This is a genomic window from Pyruvatibacter sp. HU-CL02332 (assembly GCF_040362765.1).
Classification (GTDB): domain Bacteria; phylum Pseudomonadota; class Alphaproteobacteria; order CGMCC-115125; family CGMCC-115125; genus Pyruvatibacter.
In genome coordinates this window covers 2,158,478-2,178,971 of sequence record NZ_BAABWK010000001.1, presented here as the reverse complement: position 1 = coordinate 2,178,971, position 20,494 = coordinate 2,158,478, and the positions used below count along the sequence as shown (strand labels likewise).

Genomic DNA, 20,494 nt, shown 5'->3' with positions numbered 1-20,494 from the left:
TTCTTCTCTAAAGGGCAGCCCGCCGTCTGATTTCAGCGGCGATCAGCCACAAACGGTCCTGCCCCCAGACCGCCACGTCCGGTTCGCCATCAGGACCAGACAGGCGGTAGCTGGGCACGCCCCACAGCCCAAGACCTTCCACCATCTCATCCTGATTGCGCTCTACCAGGGGCTTCCAGTCATCATTGCCGATGATTGTTTTGGCGTGCGCCCAATCAAGCCCGGCCTTCTCCACCGCCCGGCGCATCTTCCTGTCATTGTGCAGGCCGATCCCTTCAGAGAAAGCCTGTTTGAGGCCGGCGCTCAACAGGGCTTCGTCCTTACCCTCCTGGATGGCCCAGGGCAGCAGCGAATAGAGCCTGCGTGTTGGCGTGCCGATGGGGGTGACCATGGGGCCAAAGGGAACCCCCAAAAAGTCTGCCTCGCGCTTGGTATCGAAAACGATGTAGGTGCCTTTTGCCCGGGTCGCGGGCACGCCGCGCATGATCATGGGCAATACCGGCTTGTGGTTGAAGCGGATGCCGCATGTGTTTTTCAGGTCAATCGTCAGATCATAGATAATAGACGTGTACGGAGAATTGAGGGAGGGATAGAAATCCAGCGTCAGTTTGCTGGCGTCCACACCGGACACGTCAATCGCCGGACGGGGGACAAGATGCTGTGTGGCGCCCTGCCTGGCCAAGCCCAAAGACGCAAGCCGGTCTTCCAGATGGAGCAGGCGGTCCACACCCCAGTACCACTCGCCGCCATAGTAGAACATTGCCCCTGAGTAGTGGCCCAGCTTGGCCAGTCGCTTTGACCCGCTATCGAGCGCCTTGTTGAGATTGCCGGAGTGAGCTTCCTTCAGGCTTGCTTCATCGTTGCGCCAAAGGGCGTCACTTGCACCCTTGAGGTGCTGAATGAAATCCGATGCCGAGAGACCGGCAAGCATCTCACCTGCCTTTTGCTGTGCGGATGCGTCGGGTCGGGTAGCCGCCTCAGCTGGAAAATCCAGTCCCAGATGCGGTGCTATCAACTGCGCATCCCGCCGGGCCCAGACGGCTAGTTTTTCAAACTCCGGCTGGTTGCGGCCACCGCTGGCGCGGATGAGATGGGGCACCACGGTGACGTCATACTTTTCAGCGAAGCGCGCGAGCACCTGTGCTGTGAGGTGCGAGTACGGATCATCAAGCTGGTGAAAATACTCCACCACGTGGGGGGCGCCTGACTTGCGGCGCTGCGCCTCGAACTTGTCCCGCCGTTTCAATACCCGCTTCACATTGGTGACGGCGTCCAGCTGCCATCGCATGCCCCACCGGAACCAGCCGGGCGGATCGACCATGATTGATGGATTTGGATTTTTTTCAGGCTCAAGCACACGACGTCTCCCTTAGGGCGGTCAATCCCGCGCACTTTGCCACGGCAGACATTTTATGTCACTTGGAATGCCAATATGTGGGAATGCAATGTATGAGACGCCACCTCCCCCTATTAACCTTGATAGTTTTCAGGTTCTGCGAATTTTGAGACTATCTGAGCCTCAAAGACGCGGTGTGTTCAACAAGCATGCGCGTCGGTCGCCAGCCATGGCGGCACCATGTGTCACCTAGTAGAGAGTTCACGCGGCAATGACTCACTTCAGAACACTGGAGGCAAAATCAGTTCTGGCACACGCAGAGATGTGGACCGACGCACATCCGCCGACACTCCTGACCCCAGCTGAAGTCTGGAACATTGCATTGCTCAGCACCTGCAACCTGGAGTCATACAAGGACCTGGCAGGGATACGAGGCATAAGTGACCGCACTATTGCTGCGCAAATGCGATCCGCACGGCTGAAGCTTGAAGCAAAGACAAACCTGTTTGCTGTTGCCGAAGCCCTCAGGCGTCAGCTCATTCCCAGCTTCGAGCGCTGGGAACCGGGCCTGCCCCAAGCTGAAATTATTTCATTTCCGCGCGCCAGAGCGCAGGCACAAAAAGCCTGACTCCCATCGCGTATCAGCCATGGATATGCGGTGGCAAGCCCGACTTACCCAATGCATCCTGACGTGCTGTTTCGACCGTATGCCGCAGCATCGCTGCTGTCGTCGTCATGTCAAATTCCTCCGAGATGCGGATGAACAGCGCAAGCACATCCCGCATCTGATCCGCCGCTTCTTCCGCCGATTTAGGCCAGACGTTTTCCGGGTCTTCATCAAAATCAAAAGACTGTGGACTATGCGACCTCATGATGAGCCTCCTGAGCGACAGCGGGTAGCGGAGTAGCATTCGGCAATGGCACAAACACCTGACCTTCGATGCCGTGCCTGCGGCGAAGGTCATGGGCAAGGCGTGTGCTCACGGGGAAGGAGCCCGCAATAAACCGGCCATCGGGGAAGGACATGGTGGGGCCGTAATAGGTGACCGACAGGCCCGCGCCCTCCATCGATTTTTCAGCGACGCGCTGATAGGTGACAAAGCTCAGACGATCAACGCCATTGCTTACGGCCCATTCAACATTTGCGATCAGGAGCTTGAAGAACCACCGACGGTATTCCTCAACTGGCAGGGTTACATCAACGCCGGTGCGCGAGCCTTCGGCATCAGCGGCACTGCGAGGTAGCGGCACGGACTGCGCCAGCTCCGGCCAGAGCTGGGCCAGCATGTAAGGCCGGTCGCAGGTAATCATGCGGCTTTGCGCACGAACCGTCCCGGTCTCGTCAATGCCCACCAGATAACGCGCAGTCATGGTGTCGAATTCGTCATACTCCATGCCCAGGTGCTCGGGCACAGACCAGTCAGCACCCTGGCGATAGAGCGCGTGGCGCAACCGATGCATGGATGCGTGGATTTCTTCGTGAGGGAAAGGCGCGGCGCAGCGCTGGGCTAAGGCAAATTCGTAAATCATGTACACACTCCCGACTTGGAGCATGAGCATGTCGAATCACATCAGATTTGGGACCTACCAGAACCGGTAGTTGGCATCCGCAATCCCGGTTTTCTGCGCTACCGCCGCAACGGCAACCCTGCTGCTGAGCTGAAGTTTCCGGAAGATATTCTTCTTGTGGTAGTGGACGCCGTTTTCGCTGATGCCGAGGATGGAGCCAATCGTCCAGTCATCCTTGCCAGCTGCAATCCAGCGCATCACTTCCTGTTCGCGGGCCGTCAGCTTGAATGCCTTGAGCGTATCCCGTGACCAGTTTTTGACCCGCAACACGTGCATTGCACAGGTCATTGAGTAGATGGCCATCAGGTGTTCGCGCAGATCTGCATTGCTGTCGCCACTGACAGAAACAGCACCTTCATATCCACTTCCGACAATCAGCGGTGCACTGATGCCGTATTTCAGTCCGGCATCTGCCGCGTTCGACATGAAGTCCCGCTGCTCCGGCGTATCAATTGGACAATCAGTCCAGATAAAGGGAAGTGGATGGACCGTGGAGTGCGCAACGACAGGATCGTCCTTGTGCAGTCCGCCATAATATGCTGACAACCAGTCTTCCGTGAAAGTTGTGCTTTCAACGAGATGCTCGTTGACCCGCCCAGCCTCCTGAGCCCGGATGCCGTACATATGTTTGTCAAAGCCAAGGTCAGACATAGCGTCAGACCAAACAAGAACCTCCTGGCTCTCATTGGCAGCGTTGCCCAGCTTTTCTAAGTAGTCAGCAAACATATGTTCAGTTTACCAATCTTTTGCGGATTCTCCAACCATACCAATGGTTTGAGGGCGAGGGACGACTAACGCTGCAATCAGTTTGAGTGCAGTTACCGCATAAGACCCACGGCCCTGAATGCCATGGGCGCAACCGCCGTCATGTAAAATCCAAGTATCAAAGCGCCGACAAGTCCTGCAGTTGCTTCGCTGATGCCAAGAAATCCTGCAGCGGATTCAATGCCGGCCCGCAGCGCAAACAGCACCACGATGCCACTGACGGCCATGACGATCATCTGCCACCAGGCGGGCCGTGGCCCACGATCGGGTGCGAGGCGTTTGTCCAGTGCAGCCCCTGCCAACCACCCGGCGAGAAGGAAAACGACGGTCAGGGTCACGGCTGATCCTGTATGGATGGCGGCGCCTGCTGCTTGCGATGCTGCAGGCCACACAGCGGCAATAATCGGGACGAGCATTGCAATCAGAACGAGTTGGATAACAACAGAATCCCGCAAGGCTTCCGTCAACGCGTTGCCGGGGCGGGTCAGCCAGAAGAAGACTGCCAGGGTCGCAAGTCCAAGGGCTGCGCCGGTCAGCACATCATCTACATCATGGACGCCCAGATAGAGCCTGGAAAAGCTCACACCGAAAGCGAGAATAATGCAGACAACCCATACCCAAGGACGCTGGATTTCGTAGGCCAGCCAGAGCCACATCGCCACGGCAATCTGCGTGTGGCCTGACGGTCGCCCGGGCGACCCGGTGACGCGACCATCAAGCTGAATTTCTGCGCCGGGGCGCGGGTCCTGCCACAGGTCCTTGAACCAGCCATTGACCACAGCCGTGATGGCCACAAGCGTCGTCAGTCGTGTGAACAGGTTACGGTCCCACAGCCAGTAGCCAACCGGCAGAAACATCAAGAAGAAGGGCGCATAGCCCATCCAGGTGAAACCCTGCGCGATGGGCGTTGCCCAGTCGCTGCGCAGTGGCAGCACCCATTCCATTGAATAAAGAATGTTTTCCATGGCGTCGTCCCCCGGTTGGCGCGGGGACATTCAATCAGCTGACCCAGGCGCTCTTATTGCTTTTGTTTTTGCCCGGGCGCTTGAAAGCACGCCTCAACCAAAGCCGATGATCTCTTTCATCTTGGCCCGGTCGATTGTCAGGACATCCCCACCCTTCTTGAGATAGCGCCGCCATGCAACCGCAATTTTGTTTTGCTTGGTTGTGGCCAGCGGGTGCACCCGCGGATGGTAGCTGCGCGAGAAGGTTGGCAGGGAATGCCAGACCATCTGCCCGAAGGTGGCGAAGACAAACCATGTGGCCTTCACGGCGCTGACGGGATTTTTGAAATACCCTTCGACTTTGGCCATATGGAAATAGGCTGCCAGCGCTTCTTTACCGATATGGATGAGCGCGATGAGGATCATGTATTTGCGGTACCACTCATCATCTCCAAACAGTTCCTTGTAGACCTCGAAGGCCACCGCGCCGTGTTCTACTTCTTCCACCTGGTGCCAGACCCACAGGGCCTTGATGGCGGGATCTGAGTCCTTCATCCACTTTTCGTAGTTGGCGAGGATGATCATCCCGGCGAGAAACGTGAACGTCTCGTAGCCGGCTGTGAAGCCGACAAGCTTTTTCAGGGGGTCGGTCTTGGCGTGTTCGGTGAAGTATTTCCGCGCGCGTTTATCAAGCTCGGACACACGGGGATAGCGATCCGCCAGCACCTTGTTGAAGACAAGGAAGTTCTTTGCGTGGTGCGCTTCCTGACCTGTGATTGCGCTCATGTCTGCTCGGAGCTGCTCGTTGGTCACGTGCTTTTTGGCCGTGGACATAGAGCGGATGAGATAGCGCTCGAAATACGGCACATGGACACCGAAAGCGTTGAGGTAGATGGCGAATTCCGGTGACGTATCGCTCCACACGACCCGTGACGGTTCAAGCTTTTCGACTTCGAAATCAAGCGGCCTGACGATGATGTTATCCATCGGGTGTTCTGCATCGCTCAGGGTTTCAGTTTGGTGCGCAGACATTGCGTCTCTCCGGACAGGGTTGAACCGTACGCCGTTACTACTTGGTGTCGTCAGCAGCAGGCAGGTTCCGCAGCATGACAACGACAATCACCATCAGCACAAAGGCTACAATGAAGGCGGGCATGAAAGCGATGGGTGCCGCCCAGTTGGCCTCGCCCACGGGATTGTCGCCCAAAGACAAGCCCTTGTTCGGGGTCAGAATGCCAAAGATGTAGAACAGGGCGTTGCCCCAGATGGTGCACACCAGACCAATGGCGATGTTGCGCGTCGCCCTCTCACTCAGGGTGAGCAAGGGAATCAACAGGGCAAAGATAATGGCCATGAGCCCATTCATGATGTTGCCCACATGGACAGCTCGCCACTGGGCAGGCTCACCTGGAATGACATAGCCAAATGCCAGCGGTATCGGCGACAGGGATATCTGACCAAGTACGGCAAACAGAAGCATGAAGCCGCCGACAAGGCCCAAGAACAGGATGATCAATCCGTGTTGCACCAATAGGCGCTGATAGCTGGTCATAGTCATATCCCCCATGTGCCCGTTTCTGCGGACATGCCGACAGTTTGGACTGCCGATCGTTTAACTGACCACCCGCCTAAAGTGCGGATATCAACTACGCACTTTAGGCGCCAAAAGGTGATGTCGCAATAGGTCTTTGTTCATAAGCGCTTAGCCGCCTCAGCCCTATCTGCTTCACTTAGTCGCAATTGATAACTACTCGCATATTTATTGCAATTGACTCGCAATTGTGAGAGACCCGGCGCAGTACCGGAGGCGCTGGGCCGCCGGATTGTAAGTGTCCGGGGTGTCACCCTGGGCTGGCTGACTTGGGGGACAATCAGACAATGATTGCCGTGAATCGGATTACCGTAAATCGACTGACTGCTCTGGGTGCACTTCTTTCTGCAGCCAGTATCGTCTCTGCTCCTGCACATGCAGAAGAAAACCTGTTTCCGCGTATCGAGGGTGAAATCCCCATCGAAATCCAGAACGACTACACGTTCGACGCGGACAACAAAGCTGAGGAACTGAACGACACCTACGCAACCATCGAACCTGCGATCAGCATCCGGTTTACGGAGCTGTTCTCGCTTGAAGCGGGTCTTGTGCTTGAGCCGGTGCTGGACCCGGACCCCAACGACGACCGTTTCTTCGAAGATGAAGGCCTCTACGTCGAGACTTTGTTCCTGCAGTTTGCGACCGATGATTTTTCTATCTTTGCGGGTAAGTTCAACCCGACTTTCGGTGTGGCATGGGACATTGCTCCTGGCCTCTACGGCACCGACCTTGCCGAGGACTATGAGCTGACGGAACGCGTCGGCCTTGGCGGCAGCGTGACGCTTGGCAACGAGCAGACCGGGTCACACACGCTCACAGCAAACACATTCTTTGCTGACACAAGCTTTTTGTCCGAGTCAGTCATCACGGAGCGGCCCCGCAACCGCAAATCTTCCGGCGGCCCAAGCAACACGGAAGACCTGTCGTCCTTCTCCGTCACCCTTGATGGTGACCTGGCCTTCATCGGCGAAGGCATCGGCTACCACATTGGTGCCGTCAGCCAGGAAGGTGGCGTTGGCAATCCCGAAGACGAGTTTGGCGTTGCTGTTGCCCTGTTCGGTGAGTTCGCCATTGGCGAAAACACGACAGTGGGTCCCGTTGTTGAATATGTGCACCAGTCTGATGCGGGCGCCATCGCGGAAGACCGTGACTACATCACGTTGGGTGTCGGCGTCACACACGGCCCATGGAACTTCGCGGTCAGCGATACGATCCGCAACATCGACCCTGCCGGTGGCGGCGACTCTGATGACAATCAGATACAGGTGTCCGGTGGCTACGCGTTTGAAAACGGCCTGACGTTTGATGTTGGCTACAAGCACCTCGAAGCAGGCGGTAGCGAAGCCAACACGCTTGGTGCGCTTTTGACCTACACCATTCCGTTCTCAGCTCCATAAACCGTAGATCATTCAGGAACACTCCAAATGAAAACGACTTTTCTGAGCGTGGTCGCAGCTGTTGCGGCCCTGACTGCAGGTAGCCTTGCGGCCCATGCAACAGCATCCGCAGCAGCACCGGCAAAAGACGCGATCCTTGCGACCTATGCTGACATTGCACAGGCGGGCTACGAGGATTCAGTCACCCTTGCCAAGGAACTGAAGACAGCGGTTGATGCCCTTGTGGCCAACCCGTCCGAAGAAACAATGACGGCAGCCCGCGACGCATGGGTGGCATCACGTGTGCCGTACATGCAGACCGAGGTCTATCGCTTCGGCAACCCGATCGTTGATGACTGGGAAGGCAAGGTGAATGCCTGGCCGCTGGACGAAGGTCTAATCGACTATGTGGATGCGTCCTACGGCAGCGACTCTGAAGACAATGCGGCCTATGTGGCCAATGTCATTGCCAACCCTGCCCTGACCATCGGCAGCGACACGGTTGATGCGTCAAACATCAACGCAGACCTCCTTGCAGACACCCTGCATGAAGTCGGCGGCGTCGAAGCCAATGTGGCCACGGGTTACCATGCAGTGGAGTTTCTGCTGTGGGGTCAGGACCTGAACGGCACTGACGCAGGTGCCGGTGAGCGTCCGTGGACGGATTATGCGTCCGGTGATGACTGCACCAACGGCAGTTGCGACCGTCGTGCTGAATACCTCACGACATCGACCAACCTGCTGATTGCTGATCTTGAATGGATGGCGGGCCAGTGGGGACCTGAGGGTGACGCGCGCGCCGATCTCGTGTCTGACGGTGTGGACGGCGGCATTGCCCGCATTCTCACCGGCATGGGCAGCCTCTCCTATGGTGAACTTGCCGGTGAGCGGATGCAGCTTGGTCTGCTTCTTCATGATCCTGAAGAAGAGCATGACTGCTTTGCGGACAACACGCACAACAGCCACTACTACGATGCGCAGGGTGTCCTGAATGCCTACACAGGCAGCTACACGCGCATTGACGGCACCAAGGTTGAAGGCGCGTCCGTGTCTGCTCTCGTGGCAGCAAAGGACAAAGCCGCTGACGCCGCTCTTCTTGCCAGCCTGGACACCACGATGGGTGCGATGGGTGTGATGAAAGAGCGCGCTCTAGGGGGTGAAGCCTATGATCAGATGATCGGTGAAGGTAACACTGAGGGCAACGCCGTTGTGCAGGCAGCCATTGATGGCCTGACAGCCCAGACAAAGGGCATTGAAGCTGCCGTGACCGTGCTTGGTCTCGAGCCGATTGCCTTTGAAGGGTCTGACAGCCTGGACAGCCCGGAAGCCGTATTTGAGTAGGTCCTCGGGACCAAACAGGACAGTAGCTTCACAAGCCAGGGTGTGAAGCGAAGCTTCATGACATGACACATAGACTTCGCCTTCTCTCCCTTGCCACAGCAACAGCCGGTCTCGCTCTGTTGAGCGGGGCCGGTTTTGCGTTTGTGGCACCTGCCCATGCCTATGGCGACGAGGACCGCGCCAAGGTGGAGCAGGTCACCAAGCCAACAACTGACTTCGCCAAGCCGGAACCATTTGAGCGGCGGCCTGCAGGCGAAGCCACGACATTCAAGTTTCCCAATCGTGATGCATTCTCCCAGCCCTCCGCCAATATGGCGTTTGAGAAGCAGCTGGATTTTCGCATCGGCAATGGCATTTTCAAAAAGGTCTGGGTTTCCTCTCCCAGTTCCACGCAATCATCGGACGGACTTGGTCCCCTCTTCAACGCGCGCTCCTGCCAGCGCTGCCACCTGAAGGATGGACGCGGCCACCCTCCGGAAAAAGGCGAGACCGCAGTCTCCATGTTTCTGAGGCTGTCCATTCCTCCGCAAACGGAGGAAGACCGCGAGATGCTGACGACCTATCTGGCAAGCGTCGTGCCGGAACCCAGCTATGGCACGCAGCTCCAGAACTTCTCCATTCAGGGCCACCAGTCCGAAGGCCAGATGGTGATTTCTTACGCGCCAAAGCCTGTGGTTCTGGCGGACGGTACGAAGGTCGTGTTGCGCGCGCCCACTTACGACGTTGCCAACCTGAACTACGGCCCCCTGCACCCGGACGTCATGATATCACCGCGCGTTGCTCCGCCGATGATCGGACTGGGGCTGCTTGAAGCCATCAAGGACGAAGACATTCTGGCCCTTGCTGACCCGGATGATGCCGATGGCGACGGCATTTCGGGACGCGCCAATCAGGTATTCAGTGTGGAACATAACGACGTGGCTCTTGGGCGCTTTGGCTGGAAGGCCGGTGAGCCGACAGTGGCCCAGCAATCGGCTGGCGCGTTTCATGGCGATATCGGCATTTCCACGCCCATTTTCAAAACCCATTTCGGGGATTGTCGCGAAGGAGCACAGGATACCTGCCGCAATGCGCCCCATGGGGGCACGGCGGATGGCCGGGTGAGCGAAGCCACGCCGGACATGTTTGATCGGGTGGTGTTCTACAGCCGCAACCTTGCCGTTCCGGCGCGGCGCGACATTGACGATCCGCAGGTGCTGGCCGGGAAGGAGCAGTTTTACGGCGCGGGCTGCGCTTCCTGCCACACACCCAAATTCGTCACGCGGCGGGATTCCCTCAGCGAGGAACAATCGTTTCAGCTTATCTGGCCGTATAGCGACCTTCTGCTCCATGACATGGGCGATGGACTGTCCGATAACCGTCCTGAAGGTGTTGCCAATGGCAGTGAATGGCGCACGCCGCCGCTCTGGGGCATAGGGCTCACGCAGGCGGTCAATGGTCATACGCAGTTTCTGCATGATGGCCGCGCCCGCAATCTGCTTGAGGCGATCCTTTGGCATGGTGGCGAAGCACAGGCGTCCCGCGACGCTGTGGTGGAGATGAACACAGATGAAAGAGAGGCCCTGCTTGCGTTCCTCAATTCGCTCTAGCACTGGAAACAGATTTGGCGGCCTGGCTGGTCTGGCCTTTGCCTTCGTCTTTGCCTGCACTGTCCTTTGCAGCGTGATCCCTGCAGTGGCGGCGACACCGTCCACGCTCGATGATGCGGCATATGCAGAAGTGAATGCTGCGCTTGTGTCCGGACACGTGGTGCCGGCCTATGAGACATTGGCGGCTACGACACGTGCTCTTGATGAGACAACCACATCCTATTGCAGCGGTGATCCGGACACCTCCATGGAGGCACTGCAGCAGACCTTCCGCGAGACCAGTGACGCGTGGATGGGCGTGGAGCATGTGCGGTTTGGCCCGGCTGAATTGTTCATGCGCAATTTGCGGCTGAATTTCTGGCCACAGGCGCGCGGCAAGGTGTCTGATGCCATCGCGGATGCGCTGTCGTCGGATGAAGACCTAAAGACGAAACCTGTAAGCCAGCGGTCCTTTGCCGTTCAGGGCCTGCCGGCTTTGGAGTATTTGGTCTTTGCTGCCGCTGATGACGGACTTGGCCTGACAGCAAACGCCCCGCATTGCGACATGGCACAGGCGATCAGTGGCAATATGCGGGTACTCGCTGCAGATGTGCTGACGGAATGGACCGAGGGTGATACCGCCTTCCAACAGGTGATGACGCAGCCGGGTCCCAAGAACACGCACTATCAAACACCATCAGACGTGACTCTGGTTCTTTTCCGCAGCCTGCATGACGGCCTGCAGCGCGTGTCATCCCTGAAGCTGATCCCTGTTCTGGGCAAGGATATTGAAACCGCCCGTCCCGGGCTTGGTGAAGCTGCGCTCAGCAACCACGGTGTGCACAATATCAGACGGAACATCGCAGCACTTGAGAGCCTGTATCTGGGTGCAAACGAGGACGGACTGACGGCACTGACGCAGGCGAACACGCAGGACACCGAGCTCGATGCGCTTATGCGCAAGGCGTTTCGCAAGACGCGCGAAACCGCCGACAGTATTTCTCTTTCGTTGCCGTTGGCCGTGAAAGACACAGATGAGCGTGCGACGCTTGAAAAACTGTCCAAGCAAGTGCGGGCCTTGCGTCAGATTGTGGCTGAACGTCTCGCCCCTGCCCTTGGGCTGAGCATTGGGTTCAATTCGCTTGATGGAGACTAGCCGCCGCACTCTTCTGGCAGGCTTGGGTGGTCTGGCTCTCACAGGGCTGGGCGGCGATGGCGGTGTTGCGGCTTCGCAACCTGCGGGACCGGCGTATCTGAGTGCCGGCAGGGCCCAGGACAGCACATATTATCTGGCGATGCTCAGTACATCGGCAGATAGCATCAGCCGGTTTGTGTTACCTGCCCGCGGGCATGGAGTAGCTGTTTCCCTCGACAAAAAGACTGCCGTCATGTTTGCCCGCCGGCCAGGCACGTTTGCAAGCGTTCTTGATACCCGGCACGCACGGCACACGATCACAATTGATGCCCCAAAAGGCAGGCACTTTTACGGCCATGGTGCCTTCAGCGTTGATGGTCGCTTGCTGTATGCCACCGAAAACGACTTTGACGGGGAGCGCGGTGTTATCGGTGTGTATGACGCCCATGATGGATATGCCCGTATCGGCGAGATGCCCAGCTACGGCATTGGCCCACATGACATGCTGCTCGACACCACTGGCGACATTCTTGTTGTCGCCAACGGGGGTATTGCTACCCACCCGGATGCGCCGCGGGTGAAACTGAACCTCGATACGATGCGCCCGTCCCTTGCGTTCATTCAGCGGCGTAACGGGGCGTTGCTGGCGGAGCAGCGCCTGCCGCCAGACCTGCATCACTTGAGCATTAGACATCTGGCACGTGGGGCGAACGGGCAGGTCGCCATGGGGCTGCAGTCTCAGTCCACGCCCGACACCACACATCCGCTTGTGGGTGTGTCAGCGGGTCCCCTGTCGCACATCCGATTGCTGGACATGCCTCATGATGCCCTAAACCGCATGCGCGGGTATTGTGGCAGCGTTGCCTTTGACAGCAGTGAGACAGTGCTTGCAGCAACCTCTCCGCGTGGCGGCCTTGCTGTTTTCTGGAATGTTGTGTCGGGGAACTATCTGGGACAGGTGTCGCTGGCGGATTGCTGTGGCGTTGCGCCGATGATTGAACGCGGCGCTTTTGTTCTCACATCCGGCACTGGGGCAGTCGCCAAAGTGGAAACAGGCACCAATGGCGTCAGCCATCAGGAGATGCAGGCACCATCCGCCGGCACCCACTGGGACAATCATTTGTCGGCTGTGCTCTAGGCGCGCCGCGCATCATTCAGCATGCCGCCGATCAGTTTGTTGATCATGGCCTGCGGTGCGACCCGTTTGATTTTTCCAACGACCCTGGCGCGATCCATCGGATAGCGTAGCTTCCGCTTCTTGCTCACGATCACATCGTGGATTGCGAGCGACACTTTTTCCGGGGTCAACTTGCTTGCACGGGTATCCTTGGCCATGAGGCGGGCCACTGACTGGGTCATGGAATTGCTGCCGGCCCCTTCGGCGATCTTCAGGTGATCGCCTACATCCGGCCGATCCATGTGCATGGCGACGGGCTGCATGATCGCGACATCAATGTTGTCTGGCTTTACCTCGTGGTACAGCGCTTCACTGAACGCCTCGAGAGCAAATTTGGATGACGTGTAGGCGCTGAGATACGGCACTGCCAACACACCACCCAATGAACTCATGGTGACGATCAGCCCGTGCCCCTGGTCCCGCATGACCGGCACGGCAGCTTTCGCAATCGCCGCCAGTCCCAGGACATTGATGGCATATACGCGGTCCAGCTCCGCCATGGAGGTTTCTTCGACGGAGCCGAGCACCATTTCGTTCACGCAGTTCACAACTACGTCAACGCTGCCCATCTTCTCCCGCGCCGCAGAAAGGCATTCAGCCACTGACTGCTCATCCGTCACATCCATGGCGAGCATCGGAAAGTCGGTCGTGGCTGCTTTGGACGGGTCACGCATGGTGCCGCAAACAACCATGCCTTTGCCCTGAAGCGTTCGCGCCAGCACCTGACCAAGGCCGCCCGAGGCACCACAGATGAGCACAGTCGTTGCTACGTGTCTGGTCTTACCTGTCATGACTTTCACCCACTTCCTTGCGACGGAGATACACGAGCATGTCCGCCACCCGCGCCGCATGCTCCTTGATGAATTCATCCGTTGTCGGATCAACACCGAACAACGCGCGGCATTCATGCTCGATATCAAAAACCAGTGTCGCAGCCCCAATGGACATGTAGTAGGTGTGCGGGTCAGCCAGAAGTCCGAGCATCTCCTCCATCCACTCAAAGCGGTCCTTGATGAAAGTTGCGATCAGATAGTCCAGTCGCCAACTCTCCTCGCGCCCTTCCTGAATGATCAGCCGGTTAAGCTCGGGGGTTTCAGCGCTGAACCTCACAAAGGCCGTAATGACCGCCCGCAGGCGCGCCTCTTCGTCCAGATCCTTGAGCACCGGCTCCAGCGGGCCGAGGTGATTTGTGAAGCGGTCGAGGATGTAACCGACAACCGCCTTCCACAGACCTTCCTTGCTCTGGAAGTGGTAGGCCACAGCGCCACGCTGAACATCCGCCTCCAATTCAAGCGCCCGCACGGATACGCCGTCATAGGACTGCGTCGTGAACATGTGCAGCCCCGTGGTCAGCAAGGCCTCACGGGTTTCTTCAGCTCGCTGCTGCGGGCCACGCTGACGCGATGCGGGTTTGGGGGCCAGTTTGGGGGCCCGACTGGAAGCTTGTCTGGTCGCTACTTTATTCATGCCACTTGACGTATTTATAAATCATAATTATGTCAACTGCCGGAATTAATAAATTCACCAAAACGGGCGGGAGACGGCAATTGGCACAGGACGTTACGCGGGCAGATTTTTCGGTCGCTCAGAAAGTCATTCACTGGCTCATGGCCATCATGATCATGGCGGACCTGGTGATTGCCCAGAAGTTCGGGGATGTGATGGCCGACGCGGATCGCTTCGAGTCGCGCAGTGACCACGCCACCATGGGCACCATCGTCGCGGTGCTGTTTGTCATTCGGCTGTATCTGCGCTGGAAGAACGGCGCGCCCGCACTTCCGGCGGAAATGGCCGACTGGCAGAAGCTGCTGGCGCATGTGGCGCACTGGGCGCTCTACATTCTGATCGGCTGGCTGATCGTGTCCGGCATTCTCTCCGCCATGAACGCCAATTCCATTGTTGCCCCCTTCGGCCTGTTCTCGTTTGGGGACGGTATCGGCAATCTGGAGAGCTTTGGCTTCTTCCGGTGGTTCCACGACTTTGCCACCAAGGCGATCATTGCCCTTATCGCGCTGCATATTGTGGCGGCGCTCTATCACGTCATCATTGTGCGCGACGGCGTGACCGGCCGCATGCTCAAATTCTGGAAGAGTGAAAAAGCGGCCTGATGCCTCTGGCTCGGCTTCATCATCACCGCATCGAAGACAGGGACATCACCCATGGTTGTACTGCTTGAAGAAGATATTCAGACCAAAGAAGTGCTGGATTGGAAGGGACTGCATCTCTTCCACTTTTCGGGTTCCACATGCTCGCAGAAAACCCGCATCTTCCTGCGGCTCAAGGGGATTGAGTGGACCGGGCATCATCTCAACCTAGCCCGCAAAGAGCATCACACGGCCTGGTACATGGGCATCAACCCACGCGGGCTCGTGCCGACGCTGATCCATGACGGCAAGGTCATCATCGAGAGCAACGACATTCTGGAATATCTGGAGGCACAGTTTCCCGAGCGTCGCCTCATGCCGGATGACAAGTCGGACGAAATTCGTGCCCTGCTAAAAGCAGAAGATGACCTGCACATGGACATCCGAGCGCTGACCATGCGGTTCATGTTCCCGTCGTTTCTCACAAAGCGCCCGGAGTCAGAGCTGAAAAAATATGAGGAACTCGGGTCAGGGACGGTTGAAGGACAAGTCGACAGTCACAAGCAGGCCGAGCTCAAATTCTGGCGTGACATTGTCAAGCACGGCAAGGTGACGGACGAGCAGGCAGCGCGCGCTTTCAACAATTTCCGTGCCCAGTTCAACAGCTTTGACAAGACGCTCGCCAATCAGCTCTATCTGACCGGTTCTGAAATCACGCTGGCCGATATCGCCTGGTACATCTATGCGCAGCGCCTGATCAATTCGAGCTATCCGCTCCACAAACTGCATCCTGCGGTTGGCCAATGGTTCGATCGTCTGCATAGTGATCCGAACTTTCGCAATGAAGTGCCTTCGGGTGGCCCCATTGGTGCCATCACCAGCCTGCTTCACGCGGCACAGGCCCTTCGCGGCACAACACTTCAGCGCGTCGTTGCAAAATCTGCTTAGGCGGCCATACCAAGACAGGACTAACTCCCAATGACAAATTTCAACGACAAGATCGTCTGGATCACAGGTGCCTCCTCCGGCATCGGCGAAGCCCTCGCCAAATCATTCGCGGCTGATGGCGCACATATCATCCTGTCGGGTCGGCGTGTCGATGCGCTGCAGGCGGTCGCGGACCAGCTGCCGACGGATACTCTGATCCTTCCTTTTGAAACCACTGACTACGCGGCGCTCGAAGCCAAGGTTGCCGACGCATGGGCATGGAAAGGCCGCGTTGATATTCTGGTCAACAATGCCGGCGTCAGCCAGCGCAGCCTGGCCATCAACACAGCGCCGCAGGTCTATACGGATCTGATCAACATCGATCTGATTGCACCAATCTGGCTGACGCAGCTGCAACTCGCGCGCATGGCTGAGGCGGGCGGCGCGCATATCATTGCCATCAGCTCCGTGGCCGGTCGCATTGGCGCGCCTCTGCGCACGGCCTATTCGGCAGCCAAGCACGGGCTCATCGGTTACATGGATGCGCTGCGCACCGAGGTTGCCGGTCGCCACAACATCAACGTCACCAATGTGCTGCCGGGTTCGGTTGCCACCAATGTGTCGCGCAATGCGTTCACAGCGGATGGTTCAACGCGGGGCAAGTCGGATGACGCGATTGAAGGCGGCGACGACCCGATGGATTGCGCCAAGGCCATTCTGGATGCGGTCAAGAACAATGTACCCGAACTGCTCTTTGCCAGCGGCGTTGAGCTTGATCTTGCCAAAATGCGCCACTCGGACCCGGACAAGCTGTTTGAACTGGGCGGCCAGATCGGCACGCAGATTGCCGAACAATATGAGGCGGGCAACGACTCCTAGAGAGCCACTGCTGCCTGAGGTGTCGCCAAGGGCACGTCAGGTTCGATGCTGTGGTTGATCTTCGCGCTGCGAAACACTTCACCAACGGAGATCAACACCGGATTGGACACATCCATATCTATGTCGCCGACGGCCAGCGCCGACAGAGTTGAGACCGTGTGACGGGCACTGGGTCTGGAGACGTTTTCACTGACGACAACCGGCGTTGACCCGACGCGCCCCTCCCCCATCAGGCGGGTGGCGAGAGCCCGGCTTGTGCGGGCGCCCATATAGACGATGAGCGTGGTGGAGGGGTTTGCCAGTCCACGCCAGTCAGCGTCTTCGGGCAAGCCGCCACTGGCGCCATGGGCTGTCACAAAGCGAACGGACTGGGCATGGTCGCGGTGCGTGAGGGATGTTTTGAGGTCTGCGGCCAATGCCGAGGCCGTGGTGATGCCGGGTACAATGGTTACGTCGATGCCACCAGCCTCAAGTGTTGCAATCTCTTCGCCGCTGCGCCCAAAAATCGATGGGTCACCGGACTTGAGCCTGACGACGCGTTTTCCGTCTCGCGCCAGCTGAACCATCAGCGCATTGATGTCTTCCTGTCTGCAGCTGGCACGCGCGGCCCGTTTGCCGACGCAAATGCGTGCAGCACCCCGCCGCGCGAGATGCAAAATGTCCGCTGTGACAAGGCTGTCATACAGAACCACATCCGCGCCTTCGAGGGCGCGCACCGCCTTGACCGTGAGAAGCTCCGGGTCACCGGGACCAGCACCCACCAGCATGACGCTGCCTGTCTTAAACGGCTTGTTTGACATTGATCGTCTCCACAATGCGTTTGATCTCCATCCGGCAGGAGCCGCAATTGGTGCCAGCTTTGGTGCAGCTGCCCACCGCATCCACACTGCCTGCTCCGTCCGTTGCCGCAGCGGCGATTTCGTTGAGACCGACCTGAAAGCATGAGCAGATGATGGCGCCCTTGTCGGGCTGATCGACACCGGCCCGACCGGCCAGAACGTAATGCCGCGCCTGACCCTCAAATGTCTGACCAAGCTGATCACACAACCAGGCGCGCGCTGCCTCTACGGGTTGAGGCGACAGGAGCAGCAGGCTGTGCAGTCGCCCGTCATTGAAGACGGCGGTCCGATAGATCCCAATTTTCAAGTCGAATGAGGACAGCACGTCGGCGCCGGCCGCAGCTCCACCTCCCAGGATGTCCGTGGCCAGCGCTTCCAGCGGCTTTTCGGACGACAGTCCCGCGATTTCTCCACGCCATCCCGCATCGGTTCGTCCCAGCGCCCAATAATCAAAGCTTTCAACGTCCGGCTTGTCCATGGACATGACAAAGCCATGCCACGTGGCCGGCACACGGGAAATCCGCACGGGCGTGTGTTTGAGTTCCGGCTGACCCGACACGGGGTCCACATGGGGACCGACAAGAACATCCGGGTGCGCGCAGCTGGCGTAGGGGTCCGTCCAGTGCATGGGCACAAATATGTTTCCCCGCACCTGCCGGTCCGCGACCAGTGCCCGGGCCATGATGCGTCCGCGTGTGCTTTCAACGGCCACCAGGTCAGCTGCCTCTATGTCGGCAGCGCAGGCATCATCAGGATGAATTTCCACATAGGGTTCTGATGTATGTGCGAAGAGACGGCCGGTCTTTCCCGTCCGCGTCATGGTATGCCATTGGTCGCGCACGCGCCCGGTATTGAGGACCAGGGGAAAACGGTCGCAGGTTGTAGAGGCGGGCGGTCGGTGCGGCGTTGGGACAAAGTTCGCCCGGCGGTTTGGCGTGAAGAAGCCTCCACTGGCAAAAAGCCGCTTGGTGCCCGCCGGCCTTGAATTGGGCGCGGGCCATTGAAATGGGGTCAGGGCGTCATAGGCATGGGGCGAGAGGTTCGCATAGGCACCAATGTCAAAGTCTCGACTGCCCTCATTCTCAAATGCTGACAGGGCGGCATGCTCCGCAAAAATCCCCGAGGGGGCAGTGTAGCCAAAACCATCAAACCCCAGGCGCTGCGCGACCTGAGACATGATCCACCAGTCCGGACGGGCTTCTCCGGGAAGCGGCAGGAACTTTCTCTGGCGGGAGATACGGCGTTCGGAATTGGTGACGGTGCCGTCTTTCTCACCCCAGCCTGCGGCGGGCAATAAGACGTCAGCCAGCTTTGCGGTTCGTGTTGTGGCCGTGACGTCAGAGACGATGACCGTTGGACATTTTTTGAGAGCTGCCGCCACCAGATCTGCTTCAGGCATGCTGGCTGCGGGATTTGTGGCCATGACCCAAAGGATCTTGATGTCGCCTCGCTCGATGGCTTTGAACAGGTCCACCGCCTTCAGACCTGCGGTCGAGGTTACCGACGACGTGCCCCAGAAGCGCCCCACCCGGTCCCGATCATCCGCGTCCTCCACGGACATGTGGGCGGCGAGCTGATTTGCCAGACCACCGACTTCGCGCCCGCCCATGGCGTTGGGCTGGCCGGTGATGGAGAACGGTCCGGAGCCGGGTTTGCCGATCCGCCCGGTCAACAGGTGACAGTTGATGATGGCGTTGACCTTGTCGGTCCCTGCAGAGGATTGGTTGACGCCCTGCGAGTAAATCGTGACGGTCTTGCTCGTGGCAGCAAACAGCTCATAGAAGCGCTGCAGAGTGATGGTCTCGATGCCGGTGATGTCAGCCAATTGGTACAGGTCGGGTTCACCGGCAACACCAAGCGCATCTGCGTGGCCTGATGTGTGGTCGGCGACAAAGGCCGTGTCGGTCAAACCTGCTTTGGACAAGTGTGCCAGCAGGCCATTGAAAAGCGCCACATCCGCGCCGGGCCTGATTGCAAGGTGCATGTCGGCGGCCTGGGCGGTTGCCGTCTTGCTGGGGTCAATCACCACCACCTTGGTGCCGCGCTTGGCCTGCGCAGTCTGCAGGCGCTGGAACAGCACTGGATGGCACCACGCAAAGTTGGACCCGACCAGAACCACAAGATCCGCTTCATCGAGGTCCTCATAGGACCCCGGCACCGTGTCGCTGCCGAAGGCCCGCTTGTGACCAGCCACCGAAGACGCCATGCACAGCCGCGAATTGGTGTCCATGTTGCCGGAGCCGATGAACCCCTTCATCAGCTTGTTGGCAACATAATAGTCCTCGGTGAGCAACTGACCTGAGCCGTATATCGCCACCGAGTCCGGGCCGTGGGCGTCGATGGATGTGCGGAATGCATCTGCCACATGGGACAGCGCGGCATCCCAGCCCACCTGCTCACCATGGATGTGAGGGTGCAAAAGCCGGTCATCGAGCGACAGCGTTTCGCCAAGAGCAGACCCTTTGGAGCACAGACGGCCAAAGCTCGCCGGGTGCTCCTTGTCTCCGGCAATCGAGACGCTTGCGTCCTCATTGGGTGTTGCCACCACGCCGCACCCTACGCCGCAATAGGGGCATGTCGTCTTGATGGGAGCGGCATTCGTCAAAGATCAGGCCACCTTCTCGCTTGGCACGTCAAACGGCTTGAGGAGGATGCGGCCATCCATGATTTCAATGGGGAAGGTCTTTACGCATTTGCCGTTTGGCCCGCCGCCCGGTCCATCCGCCTGACCATTGGCAAGGTCGATCACAAGGTTATGCAAGGGACAGGTAACCCGGTTGCCGTGGACGATCCCCTGAGACAATGGTCCTGACAGGTGCGGGCACTTGTCTTCGATGGCAAATATCTGCCCCTCCATGGTCTTGAAGATCGCGATGGTAGCGTCGGGCGTCTTTACCAGCCGCGAGCCGCGCACCGGCACATCTTCGACCGTGCCGATGTCTATGAAATCTGTGTCGATTGTC

21 protein-coding genes are annotated in these 20,494 nt (G+C 58.4%); 9 read left to right on the top strand and 12 right to left on the bottom strand.

Going from position 1 to position 20,494, the window contains the following annotated elements:
• Nucleotides 1-7: 7 nt before the first annotated feature.
• Nucleotides 8-1,357, bottom strand: coding sequence for a DsbA family protein (locus tag ABXH05_RS10335; protein WP_353560930.1), 1,350 nt, complete (start codon nt 1,355-1,357; stop codon nt 8-10).
• Nucleotides 1,358-1,607: 250 nt separating this feature from the next.
• Between ABXH05_RS10335 and ABXH05_RS10330 the strand changes: the two genes are divergently transcribed.
• Nucleotides 1,608-1,964, top strand: coding sequence for a helix-turn-helix domain-containing protein (locus ABXH05_RS10330; protein ID WP_353560929.1), 357 nt, complete (start codon nt 1,608-1,610; stop codon nt 1,962-1,964).
• A 13-nt stretch (nt 1,965-1,977) separates the two neighbouring features.
• On the opposite strand, the gene ABXH05_RS10325 is transcribed toward ABXH05_RS10330, so the two are convergent.
• The 6 genes from ABXH05_RS10325 to ABXH05_RS10300 form a co-directional block, all read right to left on the bottom strand.
• A complete protein-coding gene (locus tag ABXH05_RS10325; protein WP_353560928.1) occupies nt 1,978-2,208 on the bottom strand; it encodes a hypothetical protein in 231 nt (76 codons plus the stop codon).
• Nucleotides 2,195-2,866, bottom strand: a complete 672-nt coding sequence (locus tag ABXH05_RS10320) for an acyl-homoserine-lactone synthase (protein ID WP_353560927.1) — start codon at nt 2,864-2,866, stop codon at nt 2,195-2,197. Before ABXH05_RS10320 ends, ABXH05_RS10325 begins: the two co-directional genes overlap by 14 nt.
• Before the next feature lie 54 nt (nt 2,867-2,920).
• A complete protein-coding gene (locus ABXH05_RS10315) occupies nt 2,921-3,631 on the bottom strand; it encodes an autoinducer binding domain-containing protein (RefSeq protein WP_353560926.1) in 711 nt (236 codons plus the stop codon).
• Nucleotides 3,632-3,723: 92 nt separating this feature from the next.
• Complete coding sequence (locus tag ABXH05_RS10310; protein WP_353560925.1) at nt 3,724-4,635, bottom strand: phosphatase PAP2 family protein; 912 nt, start codon at nt 4,633-4,635, stop codon at nt 3,724-3,726.
• A gap of 93 nt (nt 4,636-4,728) precedes the next feature.
• On the bottom strand, nt 4,729-5,646 hold the full coding sequence (locus ABXH05_RS10305; RefSeq protein WP_353560924.1) for a metal-dependent hydrolase: 918 nt from the start codon (nt 5,644-5,646) through the stop codon (nt 4,729-4,731).
• 37 nt (nt 5,647-5,683) lie between these two features.
• On the bottom strand, nt 5,684-6,166 hold the full coding sequence (locus ABXH05_RS10300) for a styrene oxide isomerase (protein ID WP_348137486.1): 483 nt from the start codon (nt 6,164-6,166) through the stop codon (nt 5,684-5,686).
• A gap of 326 nt (nt 6,167-6,492) precedes the next feature.
• Here ABXH05_RS10300 and ABXH05_RS10295 point away from each other — a divergent pair, with 326 nt between their 5' ends.
• From ABXH05_RS10295 to ABXH05_RS10275, 5 genes are all read left to right on the top strand, one after another.
• On the top strand, nt 6,493-7,602 hold the full coding sequence (locus tag ABXH05_RS10295; RefSeq protein ID WP_353560923.1) for a hypothetical protein: 1,110 nt from the start codon (nt 6,493-6,495) through the stop codon (nt 7,600-7,602).
• Nucleotides 7,603-7,629: 27 nt separating this feature from the next.
• Nucleotides 7,630-8,922 (top strand): imelysin family protein, encoded by a 1,293-nt coding sequence (locus ABXH05_RS10290; protein WP_353560922.1) that lies wholly within the window; start codon nt 7,630-7,632, stop codon nt 8,920-8,922.
• Between the two features lie 62 nt (nt 8,923-8,984).
• Nucleotides 8,985-10,511, top strand: a complete 1,527-nt coding sequence (locus ABXH05_RS10285; protein WP_353560921.1) for a di-heme oxidoreductase family protein — start codon at nt 8,985-8,987, stop codon at nt 10,509-10,511.
• A complete protein-coding gene (locus ABXH05_RS10280) occupies nt 10,489-11,646 on the top strand; it encodes an imelysin family protein (RefSeq protein WP_353560920.1) in 1,158 nt (385 codons plus the stop codon). Before ABXH05_RS10285 ends, ABXH05_RS10280 begins: the two co-directional genes overlap by 23 nt.
• Entirely contained in the window at nt 11,636-12,763 is a 1,128-nt protein-coding gene (locus tag ABXH05_RS10275; RefSeq protein ID WP_353560919.1) for a DUF1513 domain-containing protein, read from the top strand. The genes ABXH05_RS10280 and ABXH05_RS10275 overlap by 11 nt, the downstream gene beginning before the upstream one ends.
• Here the strand turns inward: ABXH05_RS10275 and ABXH05_RS10270 are convergent.
• Both ABXH05_RS10270 and ABXH05_RS10265 read right to left on the bottom strand, forming a co-directional pair.
• Entirely contained in the window at nt 12,760-13,593 is an 834-nt protein-coding gene (locus ABXH05_RS10270) for an SDR family NAD(P)-dependent oxidoreductase (RefSeq protein WP_353560918.1), read from the bottom strand. The two genes, ABXH05_RS10275 and ABXH05_RS10270, sit on opposite strands and share 4 nt — an antisense overlap.
• Entirely contained in the window at nt 13,583-14,269 is a 687-nt protein-coding gene (locus tag ABXH05_RS10265; RefSeq protein WP_353560917.1) for a TetR/AcrR family transcriptional regulator, read from the bottom strand. The genes ABXH05_RS10270 and ABXH05_RS10265 overlap by 11 nt, the downstream gene beginning before the upstream one ends.
• 80 nt (nt 14,270-14,349) lie before the next feature.
• On the opposite strand from ABXH05_RS10265, the gene ABXH05_RS10260 reads away from it, so the two are divergent.
• From ABXH05_RS10260 to ABXH05_RS10250, 3 genes are read left to right on the top strand one after another with little or no spacing between them, the layout of a single operon-like run.
• A complete protein-coding gene (locus ABXH05_RS10260; RefSeq protein ID WP_353560916.1) occupies nt 14,350-14,910 on the top strand; it encodes a cytochrome b in 561 nt (186 codons plus the stop codon).
• A gap of 51 nt (nt 14,911-14,961) precedes the next feature.
• Nucleotides 14,962-15,834 (top strand): glutathione S-transferase family protein, encoded by an 873-nt coding sequence (locus ABXH05_RS10255; RefSeq protein WP_353560915.1) that lies wholly within the window; start codon nt 14,962-14,964, stop codon nt 15,832-15,834.
• 30 nt (nt 15,835-15,864) lie between these two features.
• Nucleotides 15,865-16,692: an SDR family NAD(P)-dependent oxidoreductase gene (locus ABXH05_RS10250; protein ID WP_353560914.1), complete on the top strand. Its 828-nt coding sequence runs from the start codon at nt 15,865-15,867 to the stop codon at nt 16,690-16,692.
• On the opposite strand, the gene cobA is transcribed toward ABXH05_RS10250, so the two are convergent.
• From cobA to nirD, 3 genes are read right to left on the bottom strand one after another with little or no spacing between them, the layout of a single operon-like run.
• Nucleotides 16,689-17,492 carry a uroporphyrinogen-III C-methyltransferase gene (gene cobA / locus ABXH05_RS10245; RefSeq protein WP_353560913.1) on the bottom strand — a complete coding sequence of 268 codons (804 nt, stop codon included), beginning with the start codon at nt 17,490-17,492 and terminating at the stop codon, nt 16,689-16,691. The genes ABXH05_RS10250 and cobA overlap by 4 nt on opposite strands.
• Nucleotides 17,473-20,136 (bottom strand): nitrate reductase, encoded by a 2,664-nt coding sequence (locus tag ABXH05_RS10240; RefSeq protein WP_353560912.1) that lies wholly within the window; start codon nt 20,134-20,136, stop codon nt 17,473-17,475. The genes cobA and ABXH05_RS10240 overlap by 20 nt, the downstream gene beginning before the upstream one ends.
• A 3-nt stretch (nt 20,137-20,139) precedes the next feature.
• On the bottom strand, nt 20,140-20,490 hold the full coding sequence (gene nirD, locus ABXH05_RS10235; RefSeq protein ID WP_353561004.1) for a nitrite reductase small subunit NirD: 351 nt from the start codon (nt 20,488-20,490) through the stop codon (nt 20,140-20,142).
• Between the last annotated feature and the right edge of the window lie 4 nt (nt 20,491-20,494).

Excerpts from the sequence above, each read along its gene's own strand:
- ABXH05_RS10330 (WP_353560929.1), top strand. The coding sequence starts at position 1,608 with ATGACTCACTTCAGAACACTGGAGGCAAAATCAGTTCTGGCACACGCA.
- ABXH05_RS10325 (WP_353560928.1), bottom strand. The coding sequence starts at position 2,208 with ATGAGGTCGCATAGTCCACAGTCTTTTGATTTTGATGAAGACCCGGAA.
- ABXH05_RS10320 (WP_353560927.1), bottom strand. The coding sequence starts at position 2,866 with ATGATTTACGAATTTGCCTTAGCCCAGCGCTGCGCCGCGCCTTTCCCT.
- ABXH05_RS10315 (WP_353560926.1), bottom strand. The coding sequence starts at position 3,631 with ATGTTTGCTGACTACTTAGAAAAGCTGGGCAACGCTGCCAATGAGAGC.
- ABXH05_RS10310 (WP_353560925.1), bottom strand. The coding sequence starts at position 4,635 with ATGGAAAACATTCTTTATTCAATGGAATGGGTGCTGCCACTGCGCAGC.
- ABXH05_RS10305 (WP_353560924.1), bottom strand. The coding sequence starts at position 5,646 with ATGTCTGCGCACCAAACTGAAACCCTGAGCGATGCAGAACACCCGATG.
- ABXH05_RS10300 (WP_348137486.1), bottom strand. The coding sequence starts at position 6,166 with ATGACCAGCTATCAGCGCCTATTGGTGCAACACGGATTGATCATCCTG.
- ABXH05_RS10295 (WP_353560923.1), top strand. The coding sequence starts at position 6,493 with ATGATTGCCGTGAATCGGATTACCGTAAATCGACTGACTGCTCTGGGT.
- ABXH05_RS10290 (WP_353560922.1), top strand. The coding sequence starts at position 7,630 with ATGAAAACGACTTTTCTGAGCGTGGTCGCAGCTGTTGCGGCCCTGACT.
- ABXH05_RS10285 (WP_353560921.1), top strand. The coding sequence starts at position 8,985 with ATGACACATAGACTTCGCCTTCTCTCCCTTGCCACAGCAACAGCCGGT.
- ABXH05_RS10275 (WP_353560919.1), top strand. The coding sequence starts at position 11,636 with ATGGAGACTAGCCGCCGCACTCTTCTGGCAGGCTTGGGTGGTCTGGCT.
- ABXH05_RS10270 (WP_353560918.1), bottom strand. The coding sequence starts at position 13,593 with ATGACAGGTAAGACCAGACACGTAGCAACGACTGTGCTCATCTGTGGT.
- ABXH05_RS10265 (WP_353560917.1), bottom strand. The coding sequence starts at position 14,269 with ATGAATAAAGTAGCGACCAGACAAGCTTCCAGTCGGGCCCCCAAACTG.
- ABXH05_RS10255 (WP_353560915.1), top strand. The coding sequence starts at position 14,962 with ATGGTTGTACTGCTTGAAGAAGATATTCAGACCAAAGAAGTGCTGGAT.
- ABXH05_RS10250 (WP_353560914.1), top strand. The coding sequence starts at position 15,865 with ATGACAAATTTCAACGACAAGATCGTCTGGATCACAGGTGCCTCCTCC.
- cobA (WP_353560913.1), bottom strand. The coding sequence starts at position 17,492 with ATGTCAAACAAGCCGTTTAAGACAGGCAGCGTCATGCTGGTGGGTGCT.